The organism is Sphingomonas sp. HDW15A (assembly GCF_011301715.1).
Lineage (GTDB): Bacteria > Pseudomonadota > Alphaproteobacteria > Sphingomonadales > Sphingomonadaceae > Sphingomicrobium.
Genome location: NZ_CP049870.1, coordinates 1,370,932 through 1,395,059, shown reverse-complemented (window position 1 = coordinate 1,395,059; position 24,128 = coordinate 1,370,932). Strand labels below are relative to the sequence as shown.

The 24,128-nt window shown below is 62.4% G+C and carries 26 protein-coding genes and 5 pseudogenes; 18 read left to right on the top strand and 13 right to left on the bottom strand.

The window, feature by feature from the left end:
- Window positions 1-74: 74 nt before the first annotated feature.
- Window positions 75-557, top strand: coding sequence for an Hsp20 family protein (locus G7076_RS07250; RefSeq protein WP_166201639.1), 483 nt, complete (start codon window positions 75-77; stop codon window positions 555-557).
- Between the two features lie 61 nt (window positions 558-618).
- On the opposite strand, the gene mddA is transcribed toward G7076_RS07250, so the two are convergent.
- Complete coding sequence (gene mddA, locus G7076_RS07245; RefSeq protein ID WP_206367512.1) at window positions 619-1,392, bottom strand: methanethiol S-methyltransferase; 774 nt, start codon at window positions 1,390-1,392, stop codon at window positions 619-621.
- Between the two features lie 285 nt (window positions 1,393-1,677).
- On the opposite strand from mddA, the gene G7076_RS07240 reads away from it, so the two are divergent.
- Window positions 1,678-3,615: a winged helix-turn-helix domain-containing protein gene (locus tag G7076_RS07240; protein WP_166201635.1), complete on the top strand. Its 1,938-nt coding sequence runs from the start codon at window positions 1,678-1,680 to the stop codon at window positions 3,613-3,615.
- 26 nt (window positions 3,616-3,641) lie between these two features.
- Here the strand turns inward: G7076_RS07240 and G7076_RS07235 are convergent, their stop codons facing one another.
- Entirely contained in the window at window positions 3,642-4,358 is a 717-nt protein-coding gene (locus tag G7076_RS07235) for a GcrA family cell cycle regulator (RefSeq protein ID WP_166201633.1), read from the bottom strand.
- Between the two features lie 126 nt (window positions 4,359-4,484).
- Between G7076_RS07235 and G7076_RS07230 the strand changes: the two genes are divergently transcribed.
- The 7 genes and pseudogenes from G7076_RS07230 to queE all read left to right on the top strand — a co-directional run bounded on the left by G7076_RS07230 (window position 4,485) and on the right by queE (window position 10,065).
- Window positions 4,485-5,261, top strand: a complete 777-nt coding sequence (locus G7076_RS07230; protein WP_240913912.1) for an ABC transporter permease — start codon at window positions 4,485-4,487, stop codon at window positions 5,259-5,261.
- Window positions 5,262-5,485: 224 nt separating this feature from the next.
- Window positions 5,486-5,950, top strand: a complete 465-nt coding sequence (locus G7076_RS07225) for a hypothetical protein (RefSeq protein ID WP_166201629.1) — start codon at window positions 5,486-5,488, stop codon at window positions 5,948-5,950.
- A gap of 136 nt (window positions 5,951-6,086) precedes the next feature.
- On the top strand, window positions 6,087-7,274 hold the full coding sequence (locus tag G7076_RS07220) for an aspartate aminotransferase family protein (protein WP_166201627.1): 1,188 nt from the start codon (window positions 6,087-6,089) through the stop codon (window positions 7,272-7,274).
- Window positions 7,271-8,181: pseudogene (locus G7076_RS07215) on the top strand (Hsp33 family molecular chaperone HslO). Before G7076_RS07220 ends, G7076_RS07215 begins: the two are co-directional and overlap by 4 nt.
- 34 nt (window positions 8,182-8,215) lie before the next feature.
- Entirely contained in the window at window positions 8,216-8,617 is a 402-nt protein-coding gene (locus G7076_RS07210) for a DUF3617 family protein (RefSeq protein WP_166201625.1), read from the top strand.
- Between the two features lie 133 nt (window positions 8,618-8,750).
- Window positions 8,751-9,437 (top strand): annotated as a pseudogene (queC, locus tag G7076_RS07205) (7-cyano-7-deazaguanine synthase QueC); the annotation flags it as partial.
- Window positions 9,434-10,065: pseudogene (gene queE, locus G7076_RS07200) on the top strand (7-carboxy-7-deazaguanine synthase). The pseudogenes queC and queE, both read left to right, overlap by 4 nt.
- Here the strand turns inward: queE and G7076_RS07195 are convergent.
- The 3 genes from G7076_RS07195 to lipB all read right to left on the bottom strand — a co-directional run bounded on the left by G7076_RS07195 (window position 10,062) and on the right by lipB (window position 11,514).
- A complete protein-coding gene (locus G7076_RS07195) occupies window positions 10,062-10,424 on the bottom strand; it encodes a hypothetical protein (RefSeq protein ID WP_166201621.1) in 363 nt (120 codons plus the stop codon). The pseudogene queE and the gene G7076_RS07195 overlap by 4 nt on opposite strands.
- A 96-nt stretch (window positions 10,425-10,520) precedes the next feature.
- Window positions 10,521-10,766: a hypothetical protein gene (locus G7076_RS07190; RefSeq protein WP_166201619.1), complete on the bottom strand. Its 246-nt coding sequence runs from the start codon at window positions 10,764-10,766 to the stop codon at window positions 10,521-10,523.
- An 85-nt stretch (window positions 10,767-10,851) separates the two neighbouring features.
- A complete protein-coding gene (gene lipB / locus G7076_RS07185) occupies window positions 10,852-11,514 on the bottom strand; it encodes a lipoyl(octanoyl) transferase LipB (protein ID WP_166201617.1) in 663 nt (220 codons plus the stop codon).
- Window positions 11,515-11,601: 87 nt separating this feature from the next.
- On the opposite strand from lipB, the gene G7076_RS07180 reads away from it, so the two are divergent.
- Window positions 11,602-12,435, top strand: a complete 834-nt coding sequence (locus G7076_RS07180; protein WP_166201615.1) for a glycerophosphoryl diester phosphodiesterase membrane domain-containing protein — start codon at window positions 11,602-11,604, stop codon at window positions 12,433-12,435.
- On the opposite strand, the gene hemF is transcribed toward G7076_RS07180, so the two are convergent.
- Window positions 12,432-13,274 (bottom strand): oxygen-dependent coproporphyrinogen oxidase, encoded by an 843-nt coding sequence (gene hemF / locus G7076_RS07175; protein ID WP_166201613.1) that lies wholly within the window; start codon window positions 13,272-13,274, stop codon window positions 12,432-12,434. The genes G7076_RS07180 and hemF overlap by 4 nt on opposite strands.
- Window positions 13,271-13,720, bottom strand: a complete 450-nt coding sequence (locus G7076_RS07170; RefSeq protein WP_166201612.1) for a tRNA (cytidine(34)-2'-O)-methyltransferase — start codon at window positions 13,718-13,720, stop codon at window positions 13,271-13,273. The genes hemF and G7076_RS07170 overlap by 4 nt, the downstream gene beginning before the upstream one ends.
- Window positions 13,721-13,903: 183 nt before the next feature.
- On the opposite strand from G7076_RS07170, the gene petA reads away from it, so the two are divergent.
- From petA to G7076_RS07150, 4 genes and pseudogenes are all read left to right on the top strand, one after another.
- Window positions 13,904-14,467, top strand: coding sequence for a ubiquinol-cytochrome c reductase iron-sulfur subunit (petA, locus tag G7076_RS07165; protein ID WP_206367511.1), 564 nt, complete (start codon window positions 13,904-13,906; stop codon window positions 14,465-14,467).
- A 13-nt stretch (window positions 14,468-14,480) separates the two neighbouring features.
- Window positions 14,481-15,776, top strand: a complete 1,296-nt coding sequence (locus G7076_RS07160) for a cytochrome b N-terminal domain-containing protein (protein ID WP_166201610.1) — start codon at window positions 14,481-14,483, stop codon at window positions 15,774-15,776.
- A gap of 15 nt (window positions 15,777-15,791) precedes the next feature.
- A pseudogene (locus G7076_RS07155) lies at window positions 15,792-16,639 on the top strand (cytochrome c1); the annotation flags it as partial.
- Window positions 16,640-16,728: 89 nt separating this feature from the next.
- Window positions 16,729-17,268 (top strand): adenine phosphoribosyltransferase, encoded by a 540-nt coding sequence (locus tag G7076_RS07150; RefSeq protein WP_166201608.1) that lies wholly within the window; start codon window positions 16,729-16,731, stop codon window positions 17,266-17,268.
- Here the strand turns inward: G7076_RS07150 and G7076_RS07145 are convergent.
- The 4 genes from G7076_RS07145 to G7076_RS07130 all read right to left on the bottom strand — a co-directional run bounded on the left by G7076_RS07145 (window position 17,265) and on the right by G7076_RS07130 (window position 21,082).
- A complete protein-coding gene (locus G7076_RS07145; protein ID WP_346774083.1) occupies window positions 17,265-17,735 on the bottom strand; it encodes a MaoC family dehydratase in 471 nt (156 codons plus the stop codon). The genes G7076_RS07150 and G7076_RS07145 overlap by 4 nt on opposite strands.
- Entirely contained in the window at window positions 17,732-19,459 is a 1,728-nt protein-coding gene (locus tag G7076_RS07140) for a tetratricopeptide repeat-containing sulfotransferase family protein (RefSeq protein ID WP_166201606.1), read from the bottom strand. The genes G7076_RS07145 and G7076_RS07140 overlap by 4 nt, the downstream gene beginning before the upstream one ends.
- Window positions 19,459-20,559 carry a redox-regulated ATPase YchF gene (ychF, locus tag G7076_RS07135; RefSeq protein WP_166201604.1) on the bottom strand — a complete coding sequence of 367 codons (1,101 nt, stop codon included), beginning with the start codon at window positions 20,557-20,559 and terminating at the stop codon, window positions 19,459-19,461. The genes G7076_RS07140 and ychF overlap by 1 nt, the downstream gene beginning before the upstream one ends.
- 85 nt (window positions 20,560-20,644) lie before the next feature.
- Complete coding sequence (locus G7076_RS07130) at window positions 20,645-21,082, bottom strand: Rrf2 family transcriptional regulator (protein ID WP_166201602.1); 438 nt, start codon at window positions 21,080-21,082, stop codon at window positions 20,645-20,647.
- Window positions 21,083-21,177: 95 nt separating this feature from the next.
- Between G7076_RS07130 and G7076_RS07125 the strand changes: the two genes are divergently transcribed.
- From G7076_RS07125 to G7076_RS07110, 4 genes are read left to right on the top strand one after another with little or no spacing between them, the layout of a single operon-like run.
- Window positions 21,178-21,615, top strand: a complete 438-nt coding sequence (locus G7076_RS07125; protein WP_166201600.1) for a hypothetical protein — start codon at window positions 21,178-21,180, stop codon at window positions 21,613-21,615.
- Complete coding sequence (locus G7076_RS07120; protein WP_166201598.1) at window positions 21,612-21,992, top strand: group III truncated hemoglobin; 381 nt, start codon at window positions 21,612-21,614, stop codon at window positions 21,990-21,992. Before G7076_RS07125 ends, G7076_RS07120 begins: the two co-directional genes overlap by 4 nt.
- A gap of 12 nt (window positions 21,993-22,004) precedes the next feature.
- On the top strand, window positions 22,005-22,691 hold the full coding sequence (locus G7076_RS07115; RefSeq protein ID WP_166201596.1) for an alternative oxidase: 687 nt from the start codon (window positions 22,005-22,007) through the stop codon (window positions 22,689-22,691).
- Complete coding sequence (locus G7076_RS07110; RefSeq protein WP_166201594.1) at window positions 22,688-22,963, top strand: DUF1971 domain-containing protein; 276 nt, start codon at window positions 22,688-22,690, stop codon at window positions 22,961-22,963. Before G7076_RS07115 ends, G7076_RS07110 begins: the two co-directional genes overlap by 4 nt.
- On the opposite strand, the gene G7076_RS07105 is transcribed toward G7076_RS07110, so the two are convergent.
- Both G7076_RS07105 and pth read right to left on the bottom strand, forming a co-directional pair.
- Complete coding sequence (locus G7076_RS07105; protein ID WP_166201592.1) at window positions 22,950-23,537, bottom strand: TIGR02466 family protein; 588 nt, start codon at window positions 23,535-23,537, stop codon at window positions 22,950-22,952. The two genes, G7076_RS07110 and G7076_RS07105, sit on opposite strands and share 14 nt — an antisense overlap.
- Window positions 23,534-24,102, bottom strand: a pseudogene (gene pth / locus G7076_RS07100) (aminoacyl-tRNA hydrolase). The gene G7076_RS07105 and the pseudogene pth overlap by 4 nt, the downstream one beginning before the upstream one ends.
- Window positions 24,103-24,128: the final 26 nt, after the last annotated feature.

The window sequence follows — 24,128 nt, the reverse complement described above, 5'->3', positions numbered from 1 at the left end:
GGCGACGGGTCGGATCGGCCTGAACAGCGCGGCCGTTCCTCCCGCCCAGTTGCTCAACTCAGGAGGACTACATCATGCGCTCTGCTTTTGACTTTGCACCGTTCCGCCGCTCGACCATTGGCTTCGACCGCCTGTTCGACCTTCTCGAGAACAGCACGGCCGGCCAGGGCGGGGAAAATTACCCGCCGTTCGACCTCGTCAAGGTCGGCGACAATGAATATCGTATCGACCTCGCCGTTGCCGGCTTCAAGCCGGAGGAGATCGACATCACCGCCCAGCAGAATGTTTTGCTGGTTGTTGGCAAGAAGAGCGAGGAGACCGATGGCGGCGACCGCAACTACGTCTATCGCGGAATCGCCAACCGCTCGTTCGAGCGGCGCTTCGCGCTTGCCGACCACATCCAGGTGACCGGCGCCGACATCAAGGACGGTCTGTTGTCGATCGAATTGAAGCGCGAGATCCCGGAGGCGATGAAGCCGCGCAAGATTTCGATTGGCGGCGCCGAGCCCCAATCCGAACAGATCGAGGCGAAGGCGAACGAGACCGTCGACGCGTGATTGAACGAAGCCCCGGCGGAAGAACCGCCGGGGCTGATTATTCGTTAAAGCCGGTCGGGCGCTAGGCCTCGGCCGTCTCGTGCGGCTCTGACGATTGTCCCCACATCCTTGGGACCAGCATCGGCGTCTTTTGCCGATAACGGACGTAGCGGTCGCCGAATGCGTCGACCAGGTCGCGCTCTTCCAGCTGGATAGCGAACAGGATGTATGCGGTCGTCACCAGAGCAAAGACCAAGTGCGCGACCGTCATCGTCGGCGCCGCCCAGAAGATCGTGAGCCAGCCGACGTAGAGCGGGTGGCGGACCACACGGTACAGGCCGGGCGTGTAGAATTGCGGCGGCACATATTCTGCGCCTTTCAGACGTCGCCACACCTGCTTCAGACCGAACAGGTCAAAGTGGTCGATCAGGAAAGTGGAATAGAGCAGCAGCGCCCAGCCGAACAGGTAGATCCCGATTACGACATTGCGCGCAAATCCCTCTGTGGCCCACACGACACCGCCGATCGGCTGCCACAGCCAGAACAGGGCAACGAGGGCCAGCGAGCTGAACAGGACATAGGTACTGCGCTCGATCGCTTCGGGCACATACTTAGTCCACCAGCGCTTGAAGGCCGGTCGGGCCATGACACTGTGCTGCAACGCGAACAGCGTGAGCAGACCCAAGTCGATGGAAAGCGCTTCGAGCACGGGCCGCGTCGCCTCTCCATCGAGGATCGTTGGAGTAAAGAAGCCGCCGATGAATCCGATTGCGTAAAGGAACACGGCGAGGAACAGTCCGTAACTGGCTACCCCGTAAATGAATGCGCCTGTTCCGGATTGAGTTTTATCCGTCACTTTATGATTCTCCCTTTGAACGGTCGGCCAGCCACGGGCCGATGCGAGCGGGCTTTTGCAGCGAGCGGGCAACGCAAGTCCTGTTGCTTTCCTGAATTCTCGCGAGGGCTGCAGCGATCGCATCCAGCCGCACCGGTTGTTAAAAAATTCACGGAAAACAAGCCTTTGGCTAAGACATTCGCGAAATGCCGTGGATTATATTATCTGAGGAAGTTCTGAGGCGACTGGGTTCGGGGGAACCCGAAGGCCCGCATCTTGTGGCGAATCGCAGTAGAAGATTGAGGGATGGAGCTTCAACGCTTCCTAGTGGCCGGACCTGTCTGGCTTGACCGGCGTGACGAGCGTCTGTGGGTCAACGGAAGCGCTGTCCGGCTTGGCGCGAAGGCGCTTGCCATCCTGCGGACCTTGATGGAACGCCCGCAAAGCCTGGTGACCAAAGACGAGCTGTTCGACAGCGTCTGGCCCAGCCTGGCCGTGTCCGAAGCGGTTTTGACCACCGCCATCAAGGAATTGCGCCAGGCGCTTGGCGACAATGCACGCACGCCCACCTTCATCGAAACGGTGCACGGCCGGGGATATCGTTTCCTGCTGCCCGTACAGGAGGAAGAGAATTTCCCGAGCGCGGTGCCCGCCGCGCGCCACCCCGTCCGCCCTTCCCGGCGAGATTGGCTAATTGCCATCGCGGCAGCGACAATTGTCTTGCTGACTGTCGCCGTCATTGTGCTGTCTCGATCCGGCGAGCAGCCGCAGTCCGTTGAAGCCGCTCTCGCCGCTCACCCGAAATCGATTGCCGTGCTGCCGTTCGAGGATCTTTCCGAGCGCCGCGACCAGCAATGGTTTGCCGCCGGTCTGACTGAGGAAATCCTCAACAGCCTTGCCCGGACGCCCGACCTTCATGTCGCCGCACGCACATCGACGCGTTCGATCGGGCCTGGCGACGTTCGTGAGATCGGCCGACGACTCAACGTAGCGCACGTTCTCGAAGGTTCCGTCAGGCGCGACCGGGGAAGGGTGCGTGTGACCGCGCAATTGATCAGGACGTCCGATGGCTTCCATCTGTGGTCGCAAAACTATGATCGTCCGGTGACTGGCGTGGTTTCGATTCAGGAAGACATCGCGATCGCCATCGCGCGGGCGCTCGACACGGTAATGAGTCCCAGCCGCCTTCAGGCGATGGTCAATCTCGGCACCCGGTCCGTCGAAGCGTATGACGAATATCTCAAGGGCCTTGCCTATGAGCAGCAGGGCCTTGTCACCGGTGCCAGTGAAAATGCGCGGCGGTCTTACGAAGCGTTTGAGAGGGCCCGCAGCATCGATCCTGCCTTCGCGGCCGCCCAGTGGAAAGCGGCCCAGGACTGGTTCGGGAATGCCACCCGCATCGGTTCGACAGTCACGGAGAAAAGAGGGTCCGAAGCACAGCGCCTAAAGGAATATCTATTGCGGGTCGACGCCGCGATTGCAGCCAGCCGCGGCCGTCCTGAGCAATTCCGGTATCGATCGGCACGCGCACTGATGGACCTGCGATTCCGGGACGCGCTGAGGCTGATGCTGACTTACCTCAAGGAGCGGCCGCGCGACCTGGAAGCGTGGGATGAGGCGGTCAATCTCGCCGGCTACAACGACAACCGCAAGCTTATGGCGCAAATTGCCCGGCGCATTCACCAACTGTCTATGGAAAGCGGCTCGCCGAAGTCGCGCGCCATCACTGCCGCCGTCCTTTCCACCGATTATCCGCTGGCGGTGGAGTTGGCGCGCGCGCAGCTCCGCAGGAGTCCCGATGAGGTCATGATCCAGTATCAATCGCACCGTGCATTGCTGGCCGGCGGTTATCCCGACGAAGCCCGGCCGCTGCTCGCCAGGCTATTGAGCAGCGAGCTGCCCGTCGAAAACAAGGTTCTTGCAGAACTCCGGCAGGAGTGTGCAGACGGTGGCACTCGGGGATCCCAAATCGCTGCCCGTCTCGACGGGGAGGACGCATCGACATCCAGCCACTGGCAAGCTGCGGAATTGCTTGGCGAGAAGTCACGGGCAACGGCTATTCTGATACCGCTGCATCGGCCGGACCGCCTTACGACCCTGATGCAATACCTCGTTTATCCGAACTTCGACGTTCGGCCGTTTCCGATTTTGCAGTCGCGGCTTGCGGCCGAAGGCATCAAGCGCAGAGCGCCGGTAGCCATTCCGGCGTCGTGCGGCACCGGCAAGGCGCGAAGGGCGAACTGACGCCCAACGCGGCTTGGTGATTTGCGTCAGCGGACCCGCGGGCCGCCGAACGGAAGCGGCGGGGGAGGACGGCGGTCGCGGCGCGGCAGCTGCGCCTGATACGCGACTCCGCAATGCTGCACGCAATAGGGATAGCCGGGATTTGCCGGCTGGCCGCAGAAATAGAAATCCGGCTCGCCAGGATGGCCCATCGGCCAGCGGCAGACTCGGTCGTTGAGGTCGAGCAGGCTGGTCTTGTCGGCCACTTCGGCACTCGGCTTTGCCGGAACCAGGCGACGTGGCGGCGCAGGCGGGATCGGTGCCTGCGTGTCGCCGGGACCCTGGCGGATGAACCCGCCCGGCCCGACCGAGCGATATTGCATGTTGGGGTCGAGCTGCTGCTGCGGCTGGTTGGCACGGTGCGGCATTGTCGGGGCCGATTGTTGGGCGAACCGCGGCCCGGCACCGGAGGGGGCATCGCCTGGCGCGATGTCGGCTGCTGCCGCTGCGGCGGCCGGGGCCTCGATCTTTGGAGCGGACTCCGCCTTGGGAGCGGCAGGCTTCTTCGCGGCAGGCTTTTTGGCCTGTTCCTTTTCCTCGCCCGGTTTCACCGGCGAAGGACGCGATTCCAGGCCCAGGCGATGGGCCTTGCCGATCACCGCGTTGCGGCTGACCCCGCCAAGCTCTTCGGCGATCTGGCTCGCCGTCGAACCCTTTGCCCACATGGATTTGAGGCGGTCGATGCGTTCTTCAGTCCAGGACATTGGCTACAAATTCTCCGTCGCGAGTTGCGGGCCGCCGCCGGTGCCGATAGGCGATTGCCCGATGAACGGCCAGTCCCCAACGAGCAAGGTGCATCGCGGCTCCACGCCAAACCCGGCGTCGCGACCTTGAGCGGTGTCAATTGGGGAGGCCTCAAGACACTCTATATCAAGGAGGTCCGACGTTTCTTCAAGGTCCAGATGCAAACCATCTGGGCGCCGGCCATCACCACCCTCCTCTATCTCATCATCTTCACCGTCGCTCTCGGGCGCGAGGGCAAAACGGTGATGGGCGTGCCTTTCGCCGATTTCATCGCCCCGGGCCTCATCGTCATGGCAATGCTTCAGAACAGTTTCGCCAACTCGAGCTTCTCGCTGCTGGTCGGCAAGATGCAGGGAACGATCGTCGACTACCTGATGCCGCCTCTTTCGGTCGGCGAGTTGATCGCAGGCCTGGTCGGAGCGGCGGTAACGAGGGCCGTTCTAGTCGGATCCGCCGTTTGGCTGGTCATGCTTGCCTGGCCTAGTGTGAGCGTCACGCCAGTCGCTCCGCTAAGCATCCTTTTCTTCGGCGTCGCCGGATCGCTCATGCTGGCTTTCCTTGGCCTTATGACGTCAATCTGGGCCGACAAGTTCGACCACGCCGCTGCCGTGACGAACTTCGTCGTCGCGCCCTTGTCGCTCCTCAGCGGGACATTCTACTCGGTCGATGCGCTGGCGCCGACCTTTCAGGCGATAAGCCATGCCAATCCCTTCTTCTACGTCATCTCCGGTTTCCGGCATGGCTTTTTGGGGGAGGCCGACTCGCCGTTGATGGTTGGAGGAGCCGTGCTCACCGCCATCAATGTCGCGCTGTTCGTCGCTTGCTACTCGCTGCTCAGGAGCGGCTGGAAGATCAAGAACTGATTCGATTCGCGGATTCGCGAAAGGATTGGGTTCGGAATCCTGACAATGTTGGTCGCCGAATCCTGGCAAGTTCCCCGCCGGTTCGATGAACGCCAGACAACGCATTGGTCTACCAAGCACTTAGGACGTTTCGGCTGCTGAACGGTCGATGACAGCCGCGTTCAGCGCCGCCTCAAGGCCGCTCTCCTAGAAAGTTCTCATCAACGCTCGAAAGGAGAGCCAATATGCGTACCAAGCTTCTCACCGCCGCCGCTGCCCTGACCGTTCTGGGCCTGGCGGCACCTGCCGCTGCCCAGTGGGCCCCGCAGCCCAATTATGGCTACGGTTATGGCAACGGTTACGGCTATCAGGACAATTACGGCCATGTCCGTGCGCTCCAGGCGCGGGTCGACCGCGCCCAGCGGCAGATCGTCCGTCTCGATCGCAGAGATATCTTGTCGAACCGCGAGGCACGGAGTCTTCGCAACGAAGCGCAGAACCTCGAATATCGCCTGCGCCGCGCTGCCGCCAACGGCCTTAGCTATTACGAGAGCCGAGAACTCAACATCCGTCTCGCGAGGCTCGAGCAGCGCGTGTTTCGCGAAGCGCGTGACTGGAACAACCGCAACGACCGCAATTACTGGTCGGACCGGGATCGCGACGGCCGAAACGACTGGCGCGAAGACGATCGCGGTTACGACCGCGATTAGGCGTGACGCGTAAAATGTAATGCGTAAGAAGGGGCGGGGTCCGCTAGACGGATCCCGCCCTTTTCTTTTGGGCGTGCGGGGCGATATAGGCGGGCGCGAAAATCAAGCCGTCCCAGCCATCCCAGGAGAGTGATTCATGGCCATAACGCCGCTCATGCCCGTCTACCCGCGTTGCGAGGTCCGGCCGGTGCGTGGCGAGGGCGTCTATCTCTATGGCGAGAATGGCGAGAAATATCTCGATTTCGCCAGCGGCATCGCGGTCAACCTGCTCGGCCATGGCCATCCGCACCTGACCAAGGCGATCCAGAAGCAGGCCGAGACGCTGATGCACGTTTCCAACCTCTACGGGAGCCCGCAGGGCGAGGCCTTCGCCCAGCGGATCGTCGACAATACGTTCGCCGACACGGTGTTCTTCACCAATAGCGGCGCGGAGGCTGTCGAATGCGCCATAAAGACCGCGCGCCGCTACCATCATGCTGGCGGCAATCCGCACAAGCATGATCTCATCACCTTCAAGAACGCCTTTCATGGGCGGACGATGGCGACGATCAGCGCCACCGATCAGGAAAAGCTGCGCGACGGCTTCGCTCCGCTTCTTCCCGGCTTCAAGGTCGTAGAGTTCGACAATCTCGATGCCGCGCTCGCAGCCATCGATGAGCATACCGCCGGCTTCCTTGTCGAACCCGTTCAGGGCGAAGGGGGCATCCGCCCGGCAAGCAAGGAATTCATGACCGGCCTGCGCAAGGCGTGCGACGAGCATGACCTGATGCTCGTCCTGGATGAGGTGCAGTGCGGCGTTGCCCGCACCGGCTACCTCTACGCCTACGAGTATTACGGTATTACGCCCGATATTCTCGCCAGCGCAAAGGGCATTGGCGGGGGCTTTCCAATGGGGGCGTGCCTGGCGACGGAGAAGGCCGCGCGCGGAATGGTCATCGGCACGCATGGCTCGACGTATGGCGGCAACCCGCTCGCCATGGCGGCGGGCGAAGCGGTGTTCGACGTCGTCGCCAATGAGGAGTTCCTCGCTCACGTTCGGCAGACGGGCGAGCGCCTGCGGTCGGCACTCGAACAGATGATCCCCAATCACGACCATTTGTTCGAAAGCGTCCGCGGCCTCGGCATGATGCTGGGCATCAAGATGAAGACGGACAGCCGGGCCTTCGTGAACTGGCTTCGGAGCGAGGGCATCCTGCTCGTCGCGGCCGGCGACAATGTCGTTCGGGTTCTTCCGCCCTTGACCATCGACGACGGCGACATCCGCGAGTTCGTCCACGGGCTATCTGCGGCCGCGGACAAGTATCGGATTCCGGAAGCGGCGTGAGCGAAGTCGACGCTGCTGCTCTGACGACTGACCGGGCGCTGGGCTTCACCATCCCCGGCCACCACGCGCGCGGCCGGCTCGTCCGCATCGGCGAGACCCTCGACCGAATTCTCGCCAATCATCAGTATCCGCCTGTCATCGAGTCGCTGCTGGCGGAGGCGCTGGCGCTGACGGCTCTGCTCGGCTCCTTGCTCAAGGATCCGGGCGGCCAGCTCACGCTCCAGGCCCAGACCGAGAACGGGATCGTCGACCTGCTGGTCTGCGACTATCTGGGCGGGCAGCTTCGCGGCTACGTCCGTCACGATCCGGAGCGACTTGCCGAGGCCGGACCCAATCCCAACCTCTTTGCCTTGTTCGGCAAGGGTTATCTCGCCATCACTTTCGATCAGCCGGCCAGCGACCAGCGTTATCAGGGCATCGTCCCCCTGGAAGGCGAGGGTCTGGGCGAGGCCGCGCAAAGCTATTTCGCGCAGTCGGAGCAGATTCCGTCGCTTGTTCGGCTGGCCGTCGCAAATGACGAATTTGGTTGGGTCGCCGGCGGCCTCATGGTCCAGCATCTCCCGAAGGGGAAGAGGGCCGGGAGCGCCTGCACACCCGCCTCGACCATCCCGAATGGCCGCACGTCGCGATCCTTGCCAGCTCGATCAAGGATGAAGAGCTGACCGATCGCGGCCTCGCCCTCGACCAACTGGTTTGGCGCCTGTTCCACGAGGAAGAGGAGGTGCGGGTTCTCGAGCCTGTCGCTCTCGTTCGTGGCTGCCGCTGCAACCCTGATTATGTTCGCTCGGTGATCGCTCGTTTCCCTGAGGCGGAGCGCGCAGCGATGGTCGGCGAGGACGGATTCATTCGTGTCGACTGCGCATTCTGCGCTCTCGATTTTCCGATCGATCCGGCCGATTTGGGCTGACAAGACGAACCGAGATAACGCAAATTAAATTCTCATGATGCGATTCGCACTGCCATTTCGATTCCTCGCGATCGTTCCAGCCGCCTTTGCTGCCGGCGCCGCGTCCCTTCCGTCGGCCCTGTCCGGAAGCGGCGAATGGCAGGTCAGCACCAATGCCACCGGTACGGGGGGAAGCCGCCATTGCCTGGCCGACGCCGCCATCCTCACCCAGTGGGAGCATCGCCGCGCGCAATGCACGCGCGTCGTGCTCACCGGCACGCAGGATCGGGCCGACGTTCAATATAGTTGCTCGAACGGCGGCTTCGGCAACAGCAAGGTTCATGTGTTGACCCCGCGCAGCGTCCGCATCGAGACCCAAGGGATCGCGGACGGCCTCCCGTTCGGTTACACAATCCATGCCCGGCGGACCGGCAACTGCCCCGTCGTTAAGCGTTAGTTTAACCATGCCGCGCTAGGAGACTCGAGTGGCCCGATGAGGGCCGGCATTCCTCCCTAGCGGACGCAAGGTTCGCAACTGGGGCCGCTTCGGCGGCCCCTTCTTTTTCGGGGGCAGGGGCCTTAGAGGCGCCCTCACGATGTCCATGCAAAAGACAAGACAGGCTGTCGTGCTGCTTTCCGGCGGTCTCGATTCGATGGTTTGCGCCGGCCTTGCGCGCGAGGCGGGCTTCGACCTGCTCGCGCTGACGATCGATTACAACCAGCGCCACCGGATCGAGCTGGAGGCAGCGTCGAACATCGCGCGGACGCTCGGCGCGAAGCGCCATATCGTCCTTCCGCTCGACCTGAGCCTCTTCGGCGGCTCGGCACTGACGGGGGAGGGCGATGTTCCGAAGGACGTCGAGGGTGACGGCATTCCCATCACCTACGTCCCGGCGCGGAACACCATCTTCCTCTCGATCTGTCTCGGCTGGGCTGAAGCCGCCAAAGCGCGCGACCTCTACATCGGCGTAAACGCGCTCGATTATTCCGGCTATCCCGACTGCCGGCCGGCTTTCGTCGCGGCCTTCGAGAATCTGGCCAATATTGCCACCAAGGCCGGGGTTGAAGGGGACCGTTTCACCGTCCACACGCCGCTTCTGCACATGACGAAGGCGGATATCGCGCGCGAAGCGCACCGGCTCGGACTCGATCCCGGAATGAGCTGGTCTTGCTATGATCCAACGCCAGAAGGGCGCCCTTGCGGCCACTGCGACTCATGCCGGCTCCGCGCCAAAGGCTTCGCCGAGGCCGGTCTCGTCGATACCGCGGCATCATGACCTATGCGGTCAAGGAATGCTTCCTCACCCTGCAGGGGAGGGCGTGCAGTCGGGCGCCCGCGCCGTCTTCCTGCGCTTCGCCGGCTGCAACCTGTGGAGCGGGCGGGAGCAGGATCGGGAGACTGCACAATGCACGTTTTGCGACACCGATTTTGTCGGCACGGACGGGGAAGCGGGCGGCAAATTTGCTGACGCCGAGTCGCTCGCTTCGCAGGTGGAAGCGATTTGGGGCGACGGAACGGCTGATCGACTGGTCGTGATCACAGGCGGCGAGCCAATGCTCCAGATCGATTCGCTCCTGATCGACGCCCTGCATTCGCGCGGCTTCCGCGTAGCGGTCGAAAGCAACGGGACCTTGCCCGCCGTCCCCGGAATCGACTGGCTATGCATCAGCCCGAAAGCTGGGACATTGGTCGTCCAGCGCTCTGGCGACGAACTAAAGCTTGTCTGGCCCCAGAAAGGTATCGACCCCGCCGAACTCGAAAGCTGGGATTTCGCCAATTTCCTGGTTCAGCCGATGGACTGCGCCGACCGGCTGGCGGCCGTCGAGGCGGCGATCAGGCTTGCGATGGAGCGCCCGCGCTGGCGCCTTTCGCTCCAGACCCACAAGCTGGTCGGACTCGCTTAATTCGCCCCGTTGTCCGGCTGTGACGGGGCCGTTTCATTATTCGCCGGGGCGTCCTCGCTCTCGCTGGACTGGTTGCGCGGGGCTTCCCCGTTTCGCGCGGGAACGGAGCGGCGCGCCGATGACTCGCGCGTCGCGTTCCCGCCCTCATCCTCATCCAAATTAAGCGCCATGTTGGCGACGTCGATGTCCGCCGCCATGTTCGAATCGGCGGCGCTCGCCGCATCGATGGCGGTCAGGTCATTCGCGGTCAGGTCGTCGCTGGCCAGTTCCCGGTCCGTTTGCCGCACGTCCTGGGACGCCTGCTCCTTGTTGCAGGCGGTCAGTGCGATGACGGCAAGAGCGAAAGTCCAACGGCGCATCGAATCATTTCCTTGCGGGCAAAAAAAAGAGGCCGCCGGTTGGTACCGGCAGCCTCTTCAATTGCCAACGCCCCCGCTTCCGGAGGCGTCGCCAAATTACATCGCGTTGTTGGTCGCGGTGGCGTTGGCGTCAACCGTCGCATTGGCGTCGACGGCATTGACGTCGGCGTTCATGGTCATGTTGGCGTCAACGGCATTCGCGTCCGCATTCATGGTGTCGTCGGTCATGACGTTCTCAGCGGTCATGGTTTCGTCGACATTCATGGTATTCTCAGCGGCGTCGTTCTTGCTGCAAGCCGACACTGCCAGGGCCGCCGTGGCGACCAGGATAAGAGCACGCATTCAAAACTCCCTTGATTTTTCCGATCTGGAGCGGAACTCCGCATTGCCAAATCGAGGCGGACAATAGTCGGTTGCCTTGGTTGCCTCAAGGCTCTTTGTTACACCCCTGCAAATTCGACAGAAAAGCGGGAAAAGTGGCCTGCAATCGCGCGTCCAGCGCGGCCATATCGGCATCGATCCCAAGTTTCGACAGGCTCGTCACGCCGAATTCCGAAATGCCGCACGGGACGATTCCCTGGAAATGATCCAGCGCTGGCGCGACGTTTATCGAAATGCCGTGAAGCGTCACCCATCGCTTCACTCGCACGCCGATCGCACCGATCTTCGCTTCTTCGGCGCCATGCCCTGTCCAGATGCCGATCCGTCCGGGCTCGCGGCGCGCCTCGACCCCTAGCAGGCCGAGCGAATCGATAATCCATCCTTCCAGCGAATGGACGAATCGGCGGATGTCGCGGCCACGCCGGTCAAGATCGAGCATCAGGTAGACGACGCGCTGGCCGGGCCCATGATAGGTGTATCGACCGCCGCGGCCGGCCTCGAATACCGGAAAATGCTGCGGATTGATGAGCTCGGATTCATCCGCGCTGGTCCCTGCCGTGAACAACGGCGGATGCTCGACCAGCCAGACCAGTTCGCGTGCTCCGGCATCGCGGACTGCCGCGGCGCGATTCTCCATCGCGGCCAGTGCCTCCGAATAGTCGGTCAGGCCGGGCGCGACCTTCCACTCGATTCCTTGCGCAATTTCCATCGTCCTCGCGAAATGGGCCTTGCCGAGGCATGATTGCAAGGTGTCGGTATCGACATCATAAGGACGGCGTAGGGGAGGAACCGAAGTATGGCGCTTTCGATCAGCCGGGCATGGGATGAGACCCGCGAAATCGTGCAACGCGATGGCAAGCTGATGAGCTTGATCGTCGCGGCGCTCGTGCTTCTTCCGACTGCGCTGGCCAATCTCGTCAGCCCGACTGTTCCAGGCGAGCCTGCTGCCCAGGTTGACGCTGGGCGAAGCCTGCTCGAATTGCTCATGGGTCTCATAATGCAGGTCGGTGCGCTGGCAACCACGGCCGTCGCACTTCGCCCGGGTTTGCGGGTCGGCGAGGCGATTGGCGCAGGATTGCGTAAGCTGCTCCCGGCGCTCGGCGCCATCCTCCTGTTCGTCCTCCCGTTTTTCGTACTGGTCGTTATCGCTATCGGCGCCACGACTTCACCGGAAGATGCCGCGCAGCTTCAGGCACGGCTTGCTGCCGGCGAAGTCGACGGAACGACCCTGACGATTCTTTTCGTCGCCATTCTCCTGTTTCTTTTCCTCGCCATCCGCTTCACGATGATGGCGCCTGTGGCGATCGCCGAAAGCGATAATCCGGTGACAATCCTGAAGCGAAGCTGGACCCTGACCCGAGGGCATTTCTGGCGCTTGTTCGCTTACATCGTCATCCTGGCAATCGGTGCCATGCTGGTCATGGCCGCGGTCAGCTTCGTGCTCGGCGGGGTGATTATTGCCGTGCTCGGAACGCCCGAACCGATGAATCTATCGGCGCTGTTCCTCGGATTGCTCATCGGCGCGGCTAATGCTGGACTGGTCCTTGTCTTCGCCACCATGTCTGCGCGAATCTATGCCCAGCTCTCTACCGTGGCGAGTGTTCCGCACGTCGACAGCAAGCCGGCCTAGGCCCAGCGGGCAAGTGGCGGCAGGCTCATCAGGATCGCGTCGATGTTTCCGCCGGTCTTGAGGCCGAACAAGGTTCCGCGGTCGTAGAGAAGGTTGAACTCGACATAGCGTCCGCGAAATTCCAGCAGCTGCTCCATGTCGGCGTCGGTGAATGACGCGTTCATCCGCCGGCGGACGATCTGTGGGAAGATGTCTAGGAACGCCTCGCCCACATCTCGGGTAAATGCGAAATGGGCGTCGAAATGATCCTCTAGCCGGTCGTAGAAGATCCCGCCGACCCCGCGCGACCGGTTGCGGTGGGGCAGCCAGAAATATTCCTCCGCCCACTTCGAAAAGCGCGGATAGAAGGTCGGGTCGTGCGCCGCGCAGGCCGCGCGCATCCGGGCATGGAAGTCGGCCGTATCGTCGTCGTATGGGATTGCCGGGTTGAGGTCGGCGCCGCCGCCGAACCAGCGCCGCGTCGTCGTCAGGAAACGCGTGTTCATATGCACTGCGGGCACGTGCGGGTTGGCCATGTGGGCGACCAGGCTGATTCCCGTCGCGAAGAAGCTGGGATCCTCCTCTGCGCCGGGGATCTGCGGCGCGAATTCCGCTGAGAACTGGCCGCCCACCGTGGAGACGTTGACCCCAACCTTTTCGAACACCTTGCCCTTCATCTGGCCGCGGACGCCGCCTCCTCCGGGATCGCCGCCGTCGTCGACGCGGTCCCACGGAAGATATTCGAATGACGCGTCGCTGCCCGCCTCGCGTTCTATCGCTTCGAACGCGGCGCAGATCCGGTTCCGTAGCGATTCGAACCAGTCGCGGGCGGCCTGTTGCTGCTCGTCGAGGGGCTTCATTGCGGTAGCTTTCCAGTCTGGCGTAGCGCCTCTCCGACGGCGAGCGCGGCGGAGGTGGCAAGGTTGAAGGAGCGGGCTTCGCGTCTCAGTGGAATCCGTAAGGCGGCATCGCATTGCTCGGCCACATGGGGCGGGACGCCGCCGCTTTCTTTGCCGAAAATCAAAACGTCGCCCGCGTCGAAGCGAAAATCGTAAAGGCTCGAGCGGCCCTTGGTGGTGAACAGGACCAACCGGCCGGGTGTGACGCCTCGAAACGCATCGAATCCGTCATGCCGGCTCACATCGACATGGTCGATATAATCCATCGCCGTCCGCCGTACCCGCCTGTCGTCCCACGCAAATCCCATCGGTTCGATAAGGTCCACCGGCACGCCTAGGCAGGCGCCGAGCCGCATGATTGCCCCGACATTGCCGGCGATCTCCGGTTCGAAGAGGGCGATGCGCATTGTGCTGGTCGATTAGGAAAGCGCGAACTGCGCCGCAAGCCTAAGCCTGCAATCGCCAATTTCGGCATTTGCAACTGACGGTCGAGGCGCTATCAGCGCGCCAACTTACGCGCCGTATCCCGGTGCGTTGTGTCGTATCCGCGCCTTTTCGGGCCGGCCAAAGCAACAGGTCAAAGGGTGAGCATGACCACGGTGGAAGAATCCCAAGCCGCGATGGAGGCTGATCACAGTCTTCGTCGGCGTGACTTCATCAACATTGCCGCAGTCAGTTTCGCGGGCGTCGGCGCTGCCGCGACGATCGCTCCGCTCGTCTATCAGATGAACCCGTCGGCGGACGTGCTCGCCCTGGCCTCAACGGAAGTCGACATTTCCAAGATCGCGCCGGGCCAGGCGATCAAGACCATCTGGCGCAAGCAGCCGGTCTTCGTCCGCAACCTGACCCCGCAGGAAATCCAGGAGGCCAACAAAGTGCCTCTCGGAGAGCTTCGAGATCCCCAGACCCTTGCCGAGCGCACCAAGCCGGGCAAGGAGAACTGGCTGATCACGCTTGGCGTGTGCACCCACCTGGGCTGCGTACCTCTGGGCACTGGAGAGGGCGAGAATCGCGGCGAATATGGCGGCTATTTCTGTCCGTGCCACGGCTCGCACTACGACACTGCCGCGCGAATCCGCAAAGGCCCGGCGCCGCTCAACCTGAAGGTGCCGGAATATCAATTTACGTCCGACACCGTCGTGACCATCGGCTAAAGGGGCACGTTCGATGAGTTTTTCCTGGGCCCGTCCTTACGAACCCAAGACCGAGCTGGGCAAATGGTTCGATGACCGCCTGCCGCTTCCGCGCCTCGTCTACGGTGCGATCGGCGGCGGCTATCCCGTCCCGCGCAACCTCAACTATTTCTGGAATTTCGGCGTTCTCGCCGGGATTTTCCTGACCGTACAGCTCATCACCGGGATCGTGCTGGCGATGCATTATTATGCATCCGCCGACGGCGCCTTCAACTCGGTCGAGCACATCATGCGCAACGTCAATGCGGGCTGGCTGCTTCGCTACGCCCACGCCAACGGCGCAAGCTTCTTCTTCATCGTCGTCTACATCCACATTTTCCGCGGCCTTTATTACGGATCGTACAAGGCGCCGCGCGAACTGGTCTGGATGCTCGGCCTCGTCATTTACCTGCTGATGATGGCGACCGCGTTCATGGGCTACGTGCTTCCCTGGGGCCAGATGAGCTACTGGGGTGCGCAGGTCATCACCGGCTTCTTCTCGGCTTTCCCGATCGTCGGCGAGCCGGTCCGTGTATGGCTGCTCGGGGGCTTTGCTCCGGACCAGGCCGCGCTGACCCGCTTCTTCTCGCTTCACTATCTGCTGCCGTTCGTAATCGCCGGCGTCACGATCCTCCACATCTGGGCGCTGCACATTCCGGGCTCGAGCAATCCGACCGGCGTCGACGTCAAGAGCGAGAAGGACACTTTGCCCTTCCACCCGTTCTATACCGCGAAGGACGGCTGGTTCGCCGGCGGCTTCCTGGCGGTCTATGCGCTGGTCGTGTTCTTCATGCCTAATGCGCTTGGCCACCCGGACAATTACATCCCGGCCAATCCGCTCGCGACCCCGGCGCACATCGTTCCAGAATGGTACTTCTGGCCCTTCTACGCGATCCTTCGCTCGTTCACGTTCAACTTCCTGTGGATCGATGCGAAGCTTTGGGGCGTGCTTGCGATGTTCGCATCGATCCTGCTGCTGTTTTTCCTGCCGTGGCTCGACAAGTCGCCGGTTCGCTCAGGGTCGTATCGGCCGGTGTTCAAGCGCTTCTTCTGGATCCTCCTGCTCGACATCGCCGTCCTCGGCTACATCGGCGGCGCGGAGATCAATGCGCTCAACGTCGCTCTCGGCCAGCTGGCAACGGCTTATTATTTCGCGCACTTCCTGATCATCCTGCCGTTGGTCAGCAAGTTCGAGCGGACTCTCCCACTGCCGAACTCGATTTCGGAAAGCGTTTTGCATGGGGAGAAGCAGGAATCGTCGCCGCTCGGCCAGACGGCTCCGGCGAACTAAAGGGATTTTGATCAGATGGTCCGGATACTCGGCTTCTTCGTCGGTCTCGGCTTTGTCGTTGCCTCGCTGTTCGCTTTCGGCACCGACCTGAAGACCTATTTCTCCGCCCCGCCGAGGCGAGCGCGGAGCATGAATTCCATCGCGAGCCGAAGAACCTGAAGCTCTCAAGCGATGGTCCGCTCGGGCATTACGACAAGGCCCAGCTTCAGCGCGGCCTCAAGGTCTACACAGAAGTGTGCGCCGGGTGCCATGCCATCAGCCTGGTGTCATTCCGCAACCTTGCCGACCTCGGCTACACCGAAGGCCAGATAAAGGGTTACGCGACCGAGCAGTGGAAGATCGAGGTCCCCACGACCAATCCGGAAACCGGCGAGCCGGCGACCCGCAAGGCCGTCCCATCCGACCGTTTCCCGAGTCCCTATGCCAACGAGACTGCGGCGCGCGCGGCTAACAATAATGCGCTTCCGCCTGACCTCTCGCTGATGGCCAAGGCTCGCGAAGGTGGCCCGGCGTACATCTACTCGCTGCTCACTGGCTATCAGAACCAACCGGCCGAGTTGCTCGAGAAGTTCCCGGCAGCGAAGACCCCGCAAGGTCTTCACTACAACCCCTATTTCGCCAACTTGAATATCGCCATGCCGCCGCCGCTCACTGCCGACGGACAGGTGAGCTACGAGGGTGAGGGGGCGCCTGCGGCGACCGTCGACCAGATGGCGAAGGACGTCAGCGCCTTCCTCCTGTGGACTGCCGAGCCCAAGCTCGAGGCCCGCAAGCGGACCGGAATTACCGTCCTGATCTTCCTTCTGATCGGCACGATCCTTGGTTATTTCGCCTATCAGAACGTGTGGGCGGAGGCGAAGCGCGGCGTTCGCAAGACGGGCGTGCTCGATCCCAAGAACAAAGCGAAGAACGCCCGCGCCAAGGCGCAGGCCGGGGTGCAGGGCTGAGTGCGATGACGACCAGCGCTGCCGACCTGGCGGCGCTGGTCCGCACGATAAACGACTTCCCCAAGCCCGGGATTCAGTTTCGCGACATCACCACGTTATTCCTCGACCGCGTCGGGCTCGCCGTTGCGGTCGATTTGCTTTCTGAGACGGTCGACCAACCCGTCGACCTCGTCGCTGCCATCGAAGCGCGCGGGTTCGCGATCGGCGGCGCGCTCGCGGTCAAGCTGGGCGCCGGGCTCCTTCTCGTCCGAAAGGACGGGAAGCTGCCTGGCGCGACCATCGCCGAAGATTATGCGCTGGAATATGGCCGCGACCGCTTGGCCATGCATGTCGACGCCTGCGCCCCCGGCGCGCGGGTTCTGATCGTCGACGATTTGCTTGCCACCGGCGGCACAGCGCTCGCGGCTGCGAGGCTGGTGGAGCGAGCTGGAGGCATCGTCGTCGGCGCGCGTTTCATTATCGATCTTCCCGATCTTGAAGGCGGCGCGAGGCTGAAGAACGCCGGGATCGACAGCCGGGCACTTATCGATTTTGCCGGCGGCTAGTTGCCGGTGCCGGGCCGTCGGCGCATCATTACGATCGAGGTGTAGCGCATCACCGGCATGTCGTCCTGATTGGTGACCACTGTTTCCGTGCGGATCACGCCGATCTCCGGCTTTGAGCGGGACGGCGTCTTGTCGACGACCGTCCCGGTCACGGTCAGCCGGTCGCCGGGATAGACCGGCTTCAGCCAGCGCAACTCGTCCACTCCAGGCGCACCAAGGCCAGCCTGCTTCTCTTCCACCACCTTCCGGGCGATTACGGCCATGGCCATCGCGCAGGTGTGCCATCCGCTTGCGGCGATCCGGCCGAAGTGAGTCTTGGCCGCTTCCTCGTCGCTCAAATGAAACGGCTGCGGGTCGTATTTACGTGCGAATTCGAGGACTTCCTCAAGGGTGACGTCGTAATGGCCGAACACGGTCTTCGCTCCGAGTTCGACGTCCTCGAAATAAACCAGATCTTCCGACCTCATATCCGCCACTCCTGGATTACAGGGCCGAGCGCCGCTTTCAGCGGTTCCAGATAGCGCTCGAACGGGTGCCAGGCGTCGATCCCCTTGCGATTGATCGGTTCACGCACCTGCCCGGCGCTGATGGTCAGTACCGGGCGCTCGGTCGAATGGAACTGAAGGCAGGCCGGGTCGAACTCGAGACCCAGATAGTCGAGCAGCCGCCGGGTCTCGCTTTCGACGTCAGCGACCAATTCTTCGTAAATGACGCGATGGACGAAGCCGGGAAGCGCCGCATCGTAATGACGCATCAGCCGGACATAGTCAGCATAAAATTGACCCATCGTTTCTAGCGCGTTGCTGTGGTCCAGTCCCCGTGCATAGAGCTGCTTCCAGTTGGAAAAGCAGCAGTCCATCGGATTCCTGCGAACGTCGATGACCCTGGCGTTGGGCAGGATCGATCGGATCAGCGCGACGTGAAGCCAGTTGTTCGGCATCTTGTCGGTGAAGCGCGGCCTGTCGGTACGCCTGTGGATTGCAGTCGTTTCAAGATAGCGGGCGCCGAATTGGCGTCGCTCGTCCGGTGACAATGCGGCCATCGCCTTTTCCAGTGCTACCGGTTTTTGCTGGTGGATGGCCTCAACGATGAAGCGCAGCTCGTTGAGCTCGGACGTTCCCTCGACCTTGGGATGGGAGGCGAGGATCTGTTCGACGAGCGTCGATCCGGACCGCTGCATGCCGATGACGAAGATCGGTTGGTTCGAAGGATCGCCGCCCTGTGAGAGGCCGGCGAAGAACTCCGCCGTGAACGTCGCGATGCAGGCATCCACCCAAGTGCTGATTGCGCCCGGATCATAGGGCGCGATCGACCGGCGAAGGCGATTGCCCTCGTCGTAATGGCGAAACGCGTTCGCCGCGTCCTTGCGATCTTCGTAGGCTTTGCCGAGCGCGAAGTTGAGGCGAATGCGATTTTCCACCGGCGCTGTTGGGTGGTCTAGCCCGGCCCGCATCGCGGCGATGTCGGCCTCGGTGAATTTGGTCGTCTTGAGGTTGGCAAGGCTCCACCATGACGTGCCTTCAGCCGGAATTTGAGCAATCACGGCGCGATAGGCTTTGCCGGCTTCCTCCTGCCGCCCGAGCGTTCGCAAGGCATGCCCGATCCTCAAATTGTATTGCAGCGGGTTGGCGCTCGACGCCGCAATGTCGCGAAGCAAGACGAGCTGCTCCTTGACCCGGCCGAGCTCGCCCAGGCACTCCGCTTCCAGAGATTGCGCGCCTTCGGACTTCCGCATTTCATCGGGCAGGGCCGCGAGCGTCGCCAGCGCGTCTTCGAAACGCTTCGTTCGCACCTGGTGATCGGCCATCGCGAAGCGGGCATTGGGATCGGCGGGCGCCAGCGCCACGGCGCGCGAGAGGAGTTGGTCGGCAAGCTCATATTGGCGCCCCTTGCTCGCTTGCGACCCGAACAGCATGAGTGCGAGGACGTCCTCGCCATTTTCCTCGACCAGCCTTTGCAGCAGCTGGTTGGCCTCGATGGTCTTGCCGGCCCTCATCGCTTCGGCGACTCGGCGATGCCGCGCATCGCGGGTCGATGCCGCGATGGACTTGCGTTCGGACTCGGCCGCTTCCGCGTCGCGCCCTTGCGCTCGCAACGCTTTGCCGAGGTTCAGCAGAGCACGCGCATCGTTGGGCGTCTTTTCCAGCGCCTTCCGCGCCTCCCGCTCGGCTGCTGCGGGATCGGCTGACATCAAACGTTGAACTTGAAGTGCAGCACGTCGCCGTCTCTCACGACATACTCCTTGCCTTCCTGACGAAGCTTTCCTGCGTCGCGCGCGCCGCTTTCGCCGCCAAGAGCAATGTAGTCTTCATAAGCGATCGTCTCGGCGCGGATGAAGCCGCGCTCGAAATCGGTATGGATTTCGCCCGCCGCTCGCGGTGCCTTCGAGCCCCTCTCGACGGTCCAGGCCCGCGCTTCCTTTGGTCCGACGGTGAAGAAGGTGATAAGGTGCAGCAGGTCGTATCCGGCGCGGATGACCCGGGTCAGCCCGGTCTCGTAAAGACCCATCTCTCCCAGGAAGGCGATCCGCTCGTCCATCTCCATGCCGACGAGGTCCGCCTCGATCGCTGCCGAAACGATGACCGCTTCCGCGCCCTCGGCCTTGGCCTTCTCGAACACGGCGGCGCTATGGGCATTGCCCTCGGCGGCTTCGTCCTCATTAACGTTGCAGACGTAGAGGACGGGTTTGGCTGTGATCAGTTGCGCCTGCGAGAAGACCCGCGCTTCTTCCTCGTCCCTGGGCTGGGTCAGCCGCGCCGGCTTGCCTTCGCGAAGCAGTTCCAGCGCCTGGCCCAGCACGCTGGCCGCGATCTTCGATTCCTTGTCGCCCTGCTGTCCGCGCTTGACCAGGTTGGGGACGCGTTTCTCCAGGCTCTCGAGGTCCGAAAGCAGGAGTTCCGTCTCGACCACTTCCGCGTCTGCGATCGGGTCGACCTTGTTCTCGACGTGCTGAATGTCGTCATTCTCAAAGCAGCGCAGCACGTGGACGATCGCATCCACCTCGCGGATATTGCCGAGAAACTGGTTGCCCAGGCCCTCGCCCTTGGACGCACCCTTTACCAGCCCGGCAATATCGACGAACGCCAGCTGGGTCGGGATAATCTTCGCCGAGCCGGCAATGGCCGCCAGCTTGTCGAGTCGCGGATCGGGCACAGCGACCTGGCCGACGTTGGGCTCGATCGTGCAGAAAGGATAATTGGCCGCCTGCGCCGCCTGAGTCTCGGTCAGTGCATTGAACAGGGTCGACTTGCCGACATTGGGCAGGCCGACGATACCGCATTTGAAACCCATCAATTCCACTCGTGTCTGGAAGTTTGGAGCCCGATACGCATCCCCGGGCACAAATGCCAGCGTGGTAGGGGCAAGCGGCCGGAAACTATGCCGCTTGCGCGCCCGGGATCGCAAGCAGTCTGCGCAAGGCTTCGGAGCGCGTATTGGTGAGGTCGGCGATTGTGTAGCCATCCAGCACGGCCATGAACGCCCCGAGTGCCTGATGAAGGGCCCCGGTTAAAGCGCAAGCCGGGGCGATCAGGCAGCTTGCGCAATTGACCAGGTCGAAGCCCTCTTCGGTGTGACGAACAACTTCTCCAAGCCGGATTTCCTCGGGCGGGCGGGCCAATCGGATTCCGCCGGTCCGGCCTCGGGCAGCCTCGACAAACCCGGCAACGCGAAGGTCCTGGACGACTTTCACCAGATGATTCTGCGAAATTCCATAGGACCGGGCGATGGTGCTGATTGAAGTCAGCTGTCGTGGCTGGACGGCCAGGTGCATCAGCACGCGCAGGGCGTAATCGGTGTAGCGGGTGAGCTTCATTTCATAATCATATATTTTTGTTGCATGATTTTCCAGCCGCTAATAGATGTTCTCCCAGTACATGATTTCTGAGTCGGGCCAGGGAGGGCCAAACAATGCGTCACGAACAGCTGGATAGGCCGCAGACTTTCGATCTCGTCGATCCGAGCGCGCTCGCCACGATATTGCCAAATCCGAAGCCGGAAACCGCGGTGCCGGATGTTCCTGCATCGGTTGGGGCGCTACTTGTCGGTGTTTATGTGATGATCGTCGCATTGTTCGCGCTGACGATCGCCAATGCGGGAGCGGGACCATTCATGATCGCTGTGGACCTTGTATTCCTGGCCGCGTTTTTCTCAGTGCCGGCGATCTTCTTGAAGCAAGAGAGGAAGACACGCGACCGGCCCAGCCTGCTTCGCTTCCTCGATCAGGGGATGCAGACTTATACGGGGCCGGTGTCCGGTGCCGGGGCCCTCGTGCAGATGTTCGTCGTCCCCGTCCTGCTCGCCTTCGCCGTGCTCTGCATCGGCATCGTCGCGATGGTGAATCTATGATTGCGGACGATGATCTCCAGCGGCTCGTTGGCCGCTTTTACGCGAAGGTTCGCTCCGACGAGTCGATCGGCCCGCTGTTCAATTCGGCCGTTCAGGACTGGCCCGAGCACCTTCGAAAGCTTGGCGCGTTCTGGTCTTCCGTCATGAACTGCAGCGGCCGCTACAAGGGCAGCCCGATGGCCGCGCACCTGCGCCATGTCGCGTCGATCGAGCCGCGAATGTTCGAGCGGTGGATTGCGATCTGGAAGTGCACGGCCCGCGAAGAGCTTCATCCGGACGAAGCGGCTGCCGTCATCGCAAAGGCCGAGCGTATTTCCGAGAGCCTGCAACTCGGCCTGTTCTTCAAGCCCGAACCCCGCGCCGCCGCCGCCGCATAGAGGAGTTGTCAGATGTCTGCCCCGTTTGTTGATTCCAGCGTTCATCATCGGCCCAAGGGCGCTTCGGACCGTATCGCTTACGGCTTCACCAAGACCCTGCGTTTCTGCGCGGACACGTTCTTCGCCAAGCGTTACGGGCACCGCGCGATCGTGCTCGAAACGGTCGCGGCGGTCCCGGGTATGGTCGGCGCCACCATCAACCACCTCCAATGCCTCCGCCGAATGTGCGACGACAAGGGCTGGATCCGTACTCTGATGGACGAAGCGGAAAATGAGCGGATGCATCTCATGACGTTCATCGAGGTCGCCAAGCCAAGCGTGTTCGAGCGTTTCGTGATCCTCGCTGTTCAATGGGTTTTCTATGTCGCCTTCTTCGCGCTCTACCTCGTGAGCGCCCGCACCGCCCACCGTGTCGTCGGCTATTTTGAGGAGGAAGCGGTGCTCAGCTACACTCTATATTTGAAGGAAATCGACGAAGGCCGCTCGCCCAACGTGCCCGCACCGGAAATCGCCCGGCGCTACTGGGGCCTGCCTGACGGTGCGACCCTGCGCGACGTGGTGCTCGTCGTTCGGGCTGATGAGGCGCACCACCGCGACGTCAATCACGGCTTCGCCAACGAGCTCGCCGGGCTTCCGGTCGATCAGGAGCGGATCGCGCCGTCGCCGCCGCATCAAAGCGGAATCCGGCTGGCGGCATGACGAAGCCTTATCGAACCACTCCAATCTTCGACGCCCAGTCTTTGCCTGACGCGTTGCGGCGGGAGCATCGCACAAAGGCGGGTGCGTGGGGCATCGTCCGGGTGCTTGAAGGGAAGCTGCTGCTGCACCTTCCCGGTCGCCTGACCCAGGAACTGAGCGCGGACTCGCCGGGCCTCATCGCCCCACAGGAGACTCACTGGGTGGAGCCGGTCGGCCCGATGCGAATGCAGGTCGAATTCTACTCTGAACAGCCCGCGCTTACGCGAAATTGAAGCTGACGCTCAGCCGCTCGCCACGGCCCTTGCCCGGTCTCACCTCGTGCCTCAGCCAGCTTTCCCACATCAGAAGCAGGCCCGGCTCTGGCTCGACATCAACGAACTGCCGGAGCTGCTCCGGCGCATCCGGGACACGCATCGGCGCCGCCATCATCATCGGAAGGCGCGGGTCCTCGAAGCGGATTGGGCCGCTGCCCTTCGGTGTTTCGACATAAAGCGTGCCGCTCAGAATCGCGTGCGGGTGGATGTGGGCGCCATGATGCCCGTCGCCCCTCAGCATGTTGACCCACAGGCTGTCGAGCTTCGGCTTCACCGCCCAACCCAGCGCCTTGGCGAAGGCGGCAGCGTGACGGTTGAGCGCGCGCTTAAGGTCCGCGAAGGCCGGGTCTCTGCTCGGCAAATCGTCGAGCGATGCGTAGCTGGTGTAGCCCTTGTAGGCGTGTTCGCGGCTCCAGCGCTTCCCCGCCTCGTCGTCCTCGGCGAGGCTGCGGATGGAATGTGCGAGCTCCGCGAGCAGCGCCTCATCCGCCAGACAATCTTCGTAGAGCGGCGTAGCGAACAAATGCCTCATTGTTGCTGCCTCAGTGCAACGTCGCTCATGAAGCGCACGTCGTCGCCAATTGCCAAGCACTCCGCCTCCGCGGCGATGGCGCCCAGCATATCGGACAGAGCTTCGATCTCGCTCTTGGCGTAGTTGCCCAGCACATAGTTGGTGACGAGCGCCTTGTTTCCCGGGTGACCGATGCCGATCCGCACGCGCCGAAACTCCGGACCGAGCGATGCGTTGATCGAGCGGAGGCCGTTATGTCCCGCCAGCCCCCGCCGGTGCGCACCTTGACCTTCATGGGCGCGAGATCGAGCTCATCGTGGAAAACGGTGAGCGAATCCACACTCAGCTTGTGGAAGCGAAGCGCCTGCTGAACCGCGTCGCCGCTGTCATTCATGTAGGTCTGTGGTTTCACCAGTAGGATCTTTTGCCCGCCGATCCGACCTTCTGAAATCAAGCTGCGAAACTTCTTCGTCCACGAGCCGAAGCCGTGCACCTCGGCGATGATGTCGGCCGCCATGAAGCCGACATTGTGTCGGTGCAGCGCATACTGCGCGCCGGGATTTCCAAGGCCGACCCAGATTTGCATGGTGAGCGTACCTTCAACAAAAACGC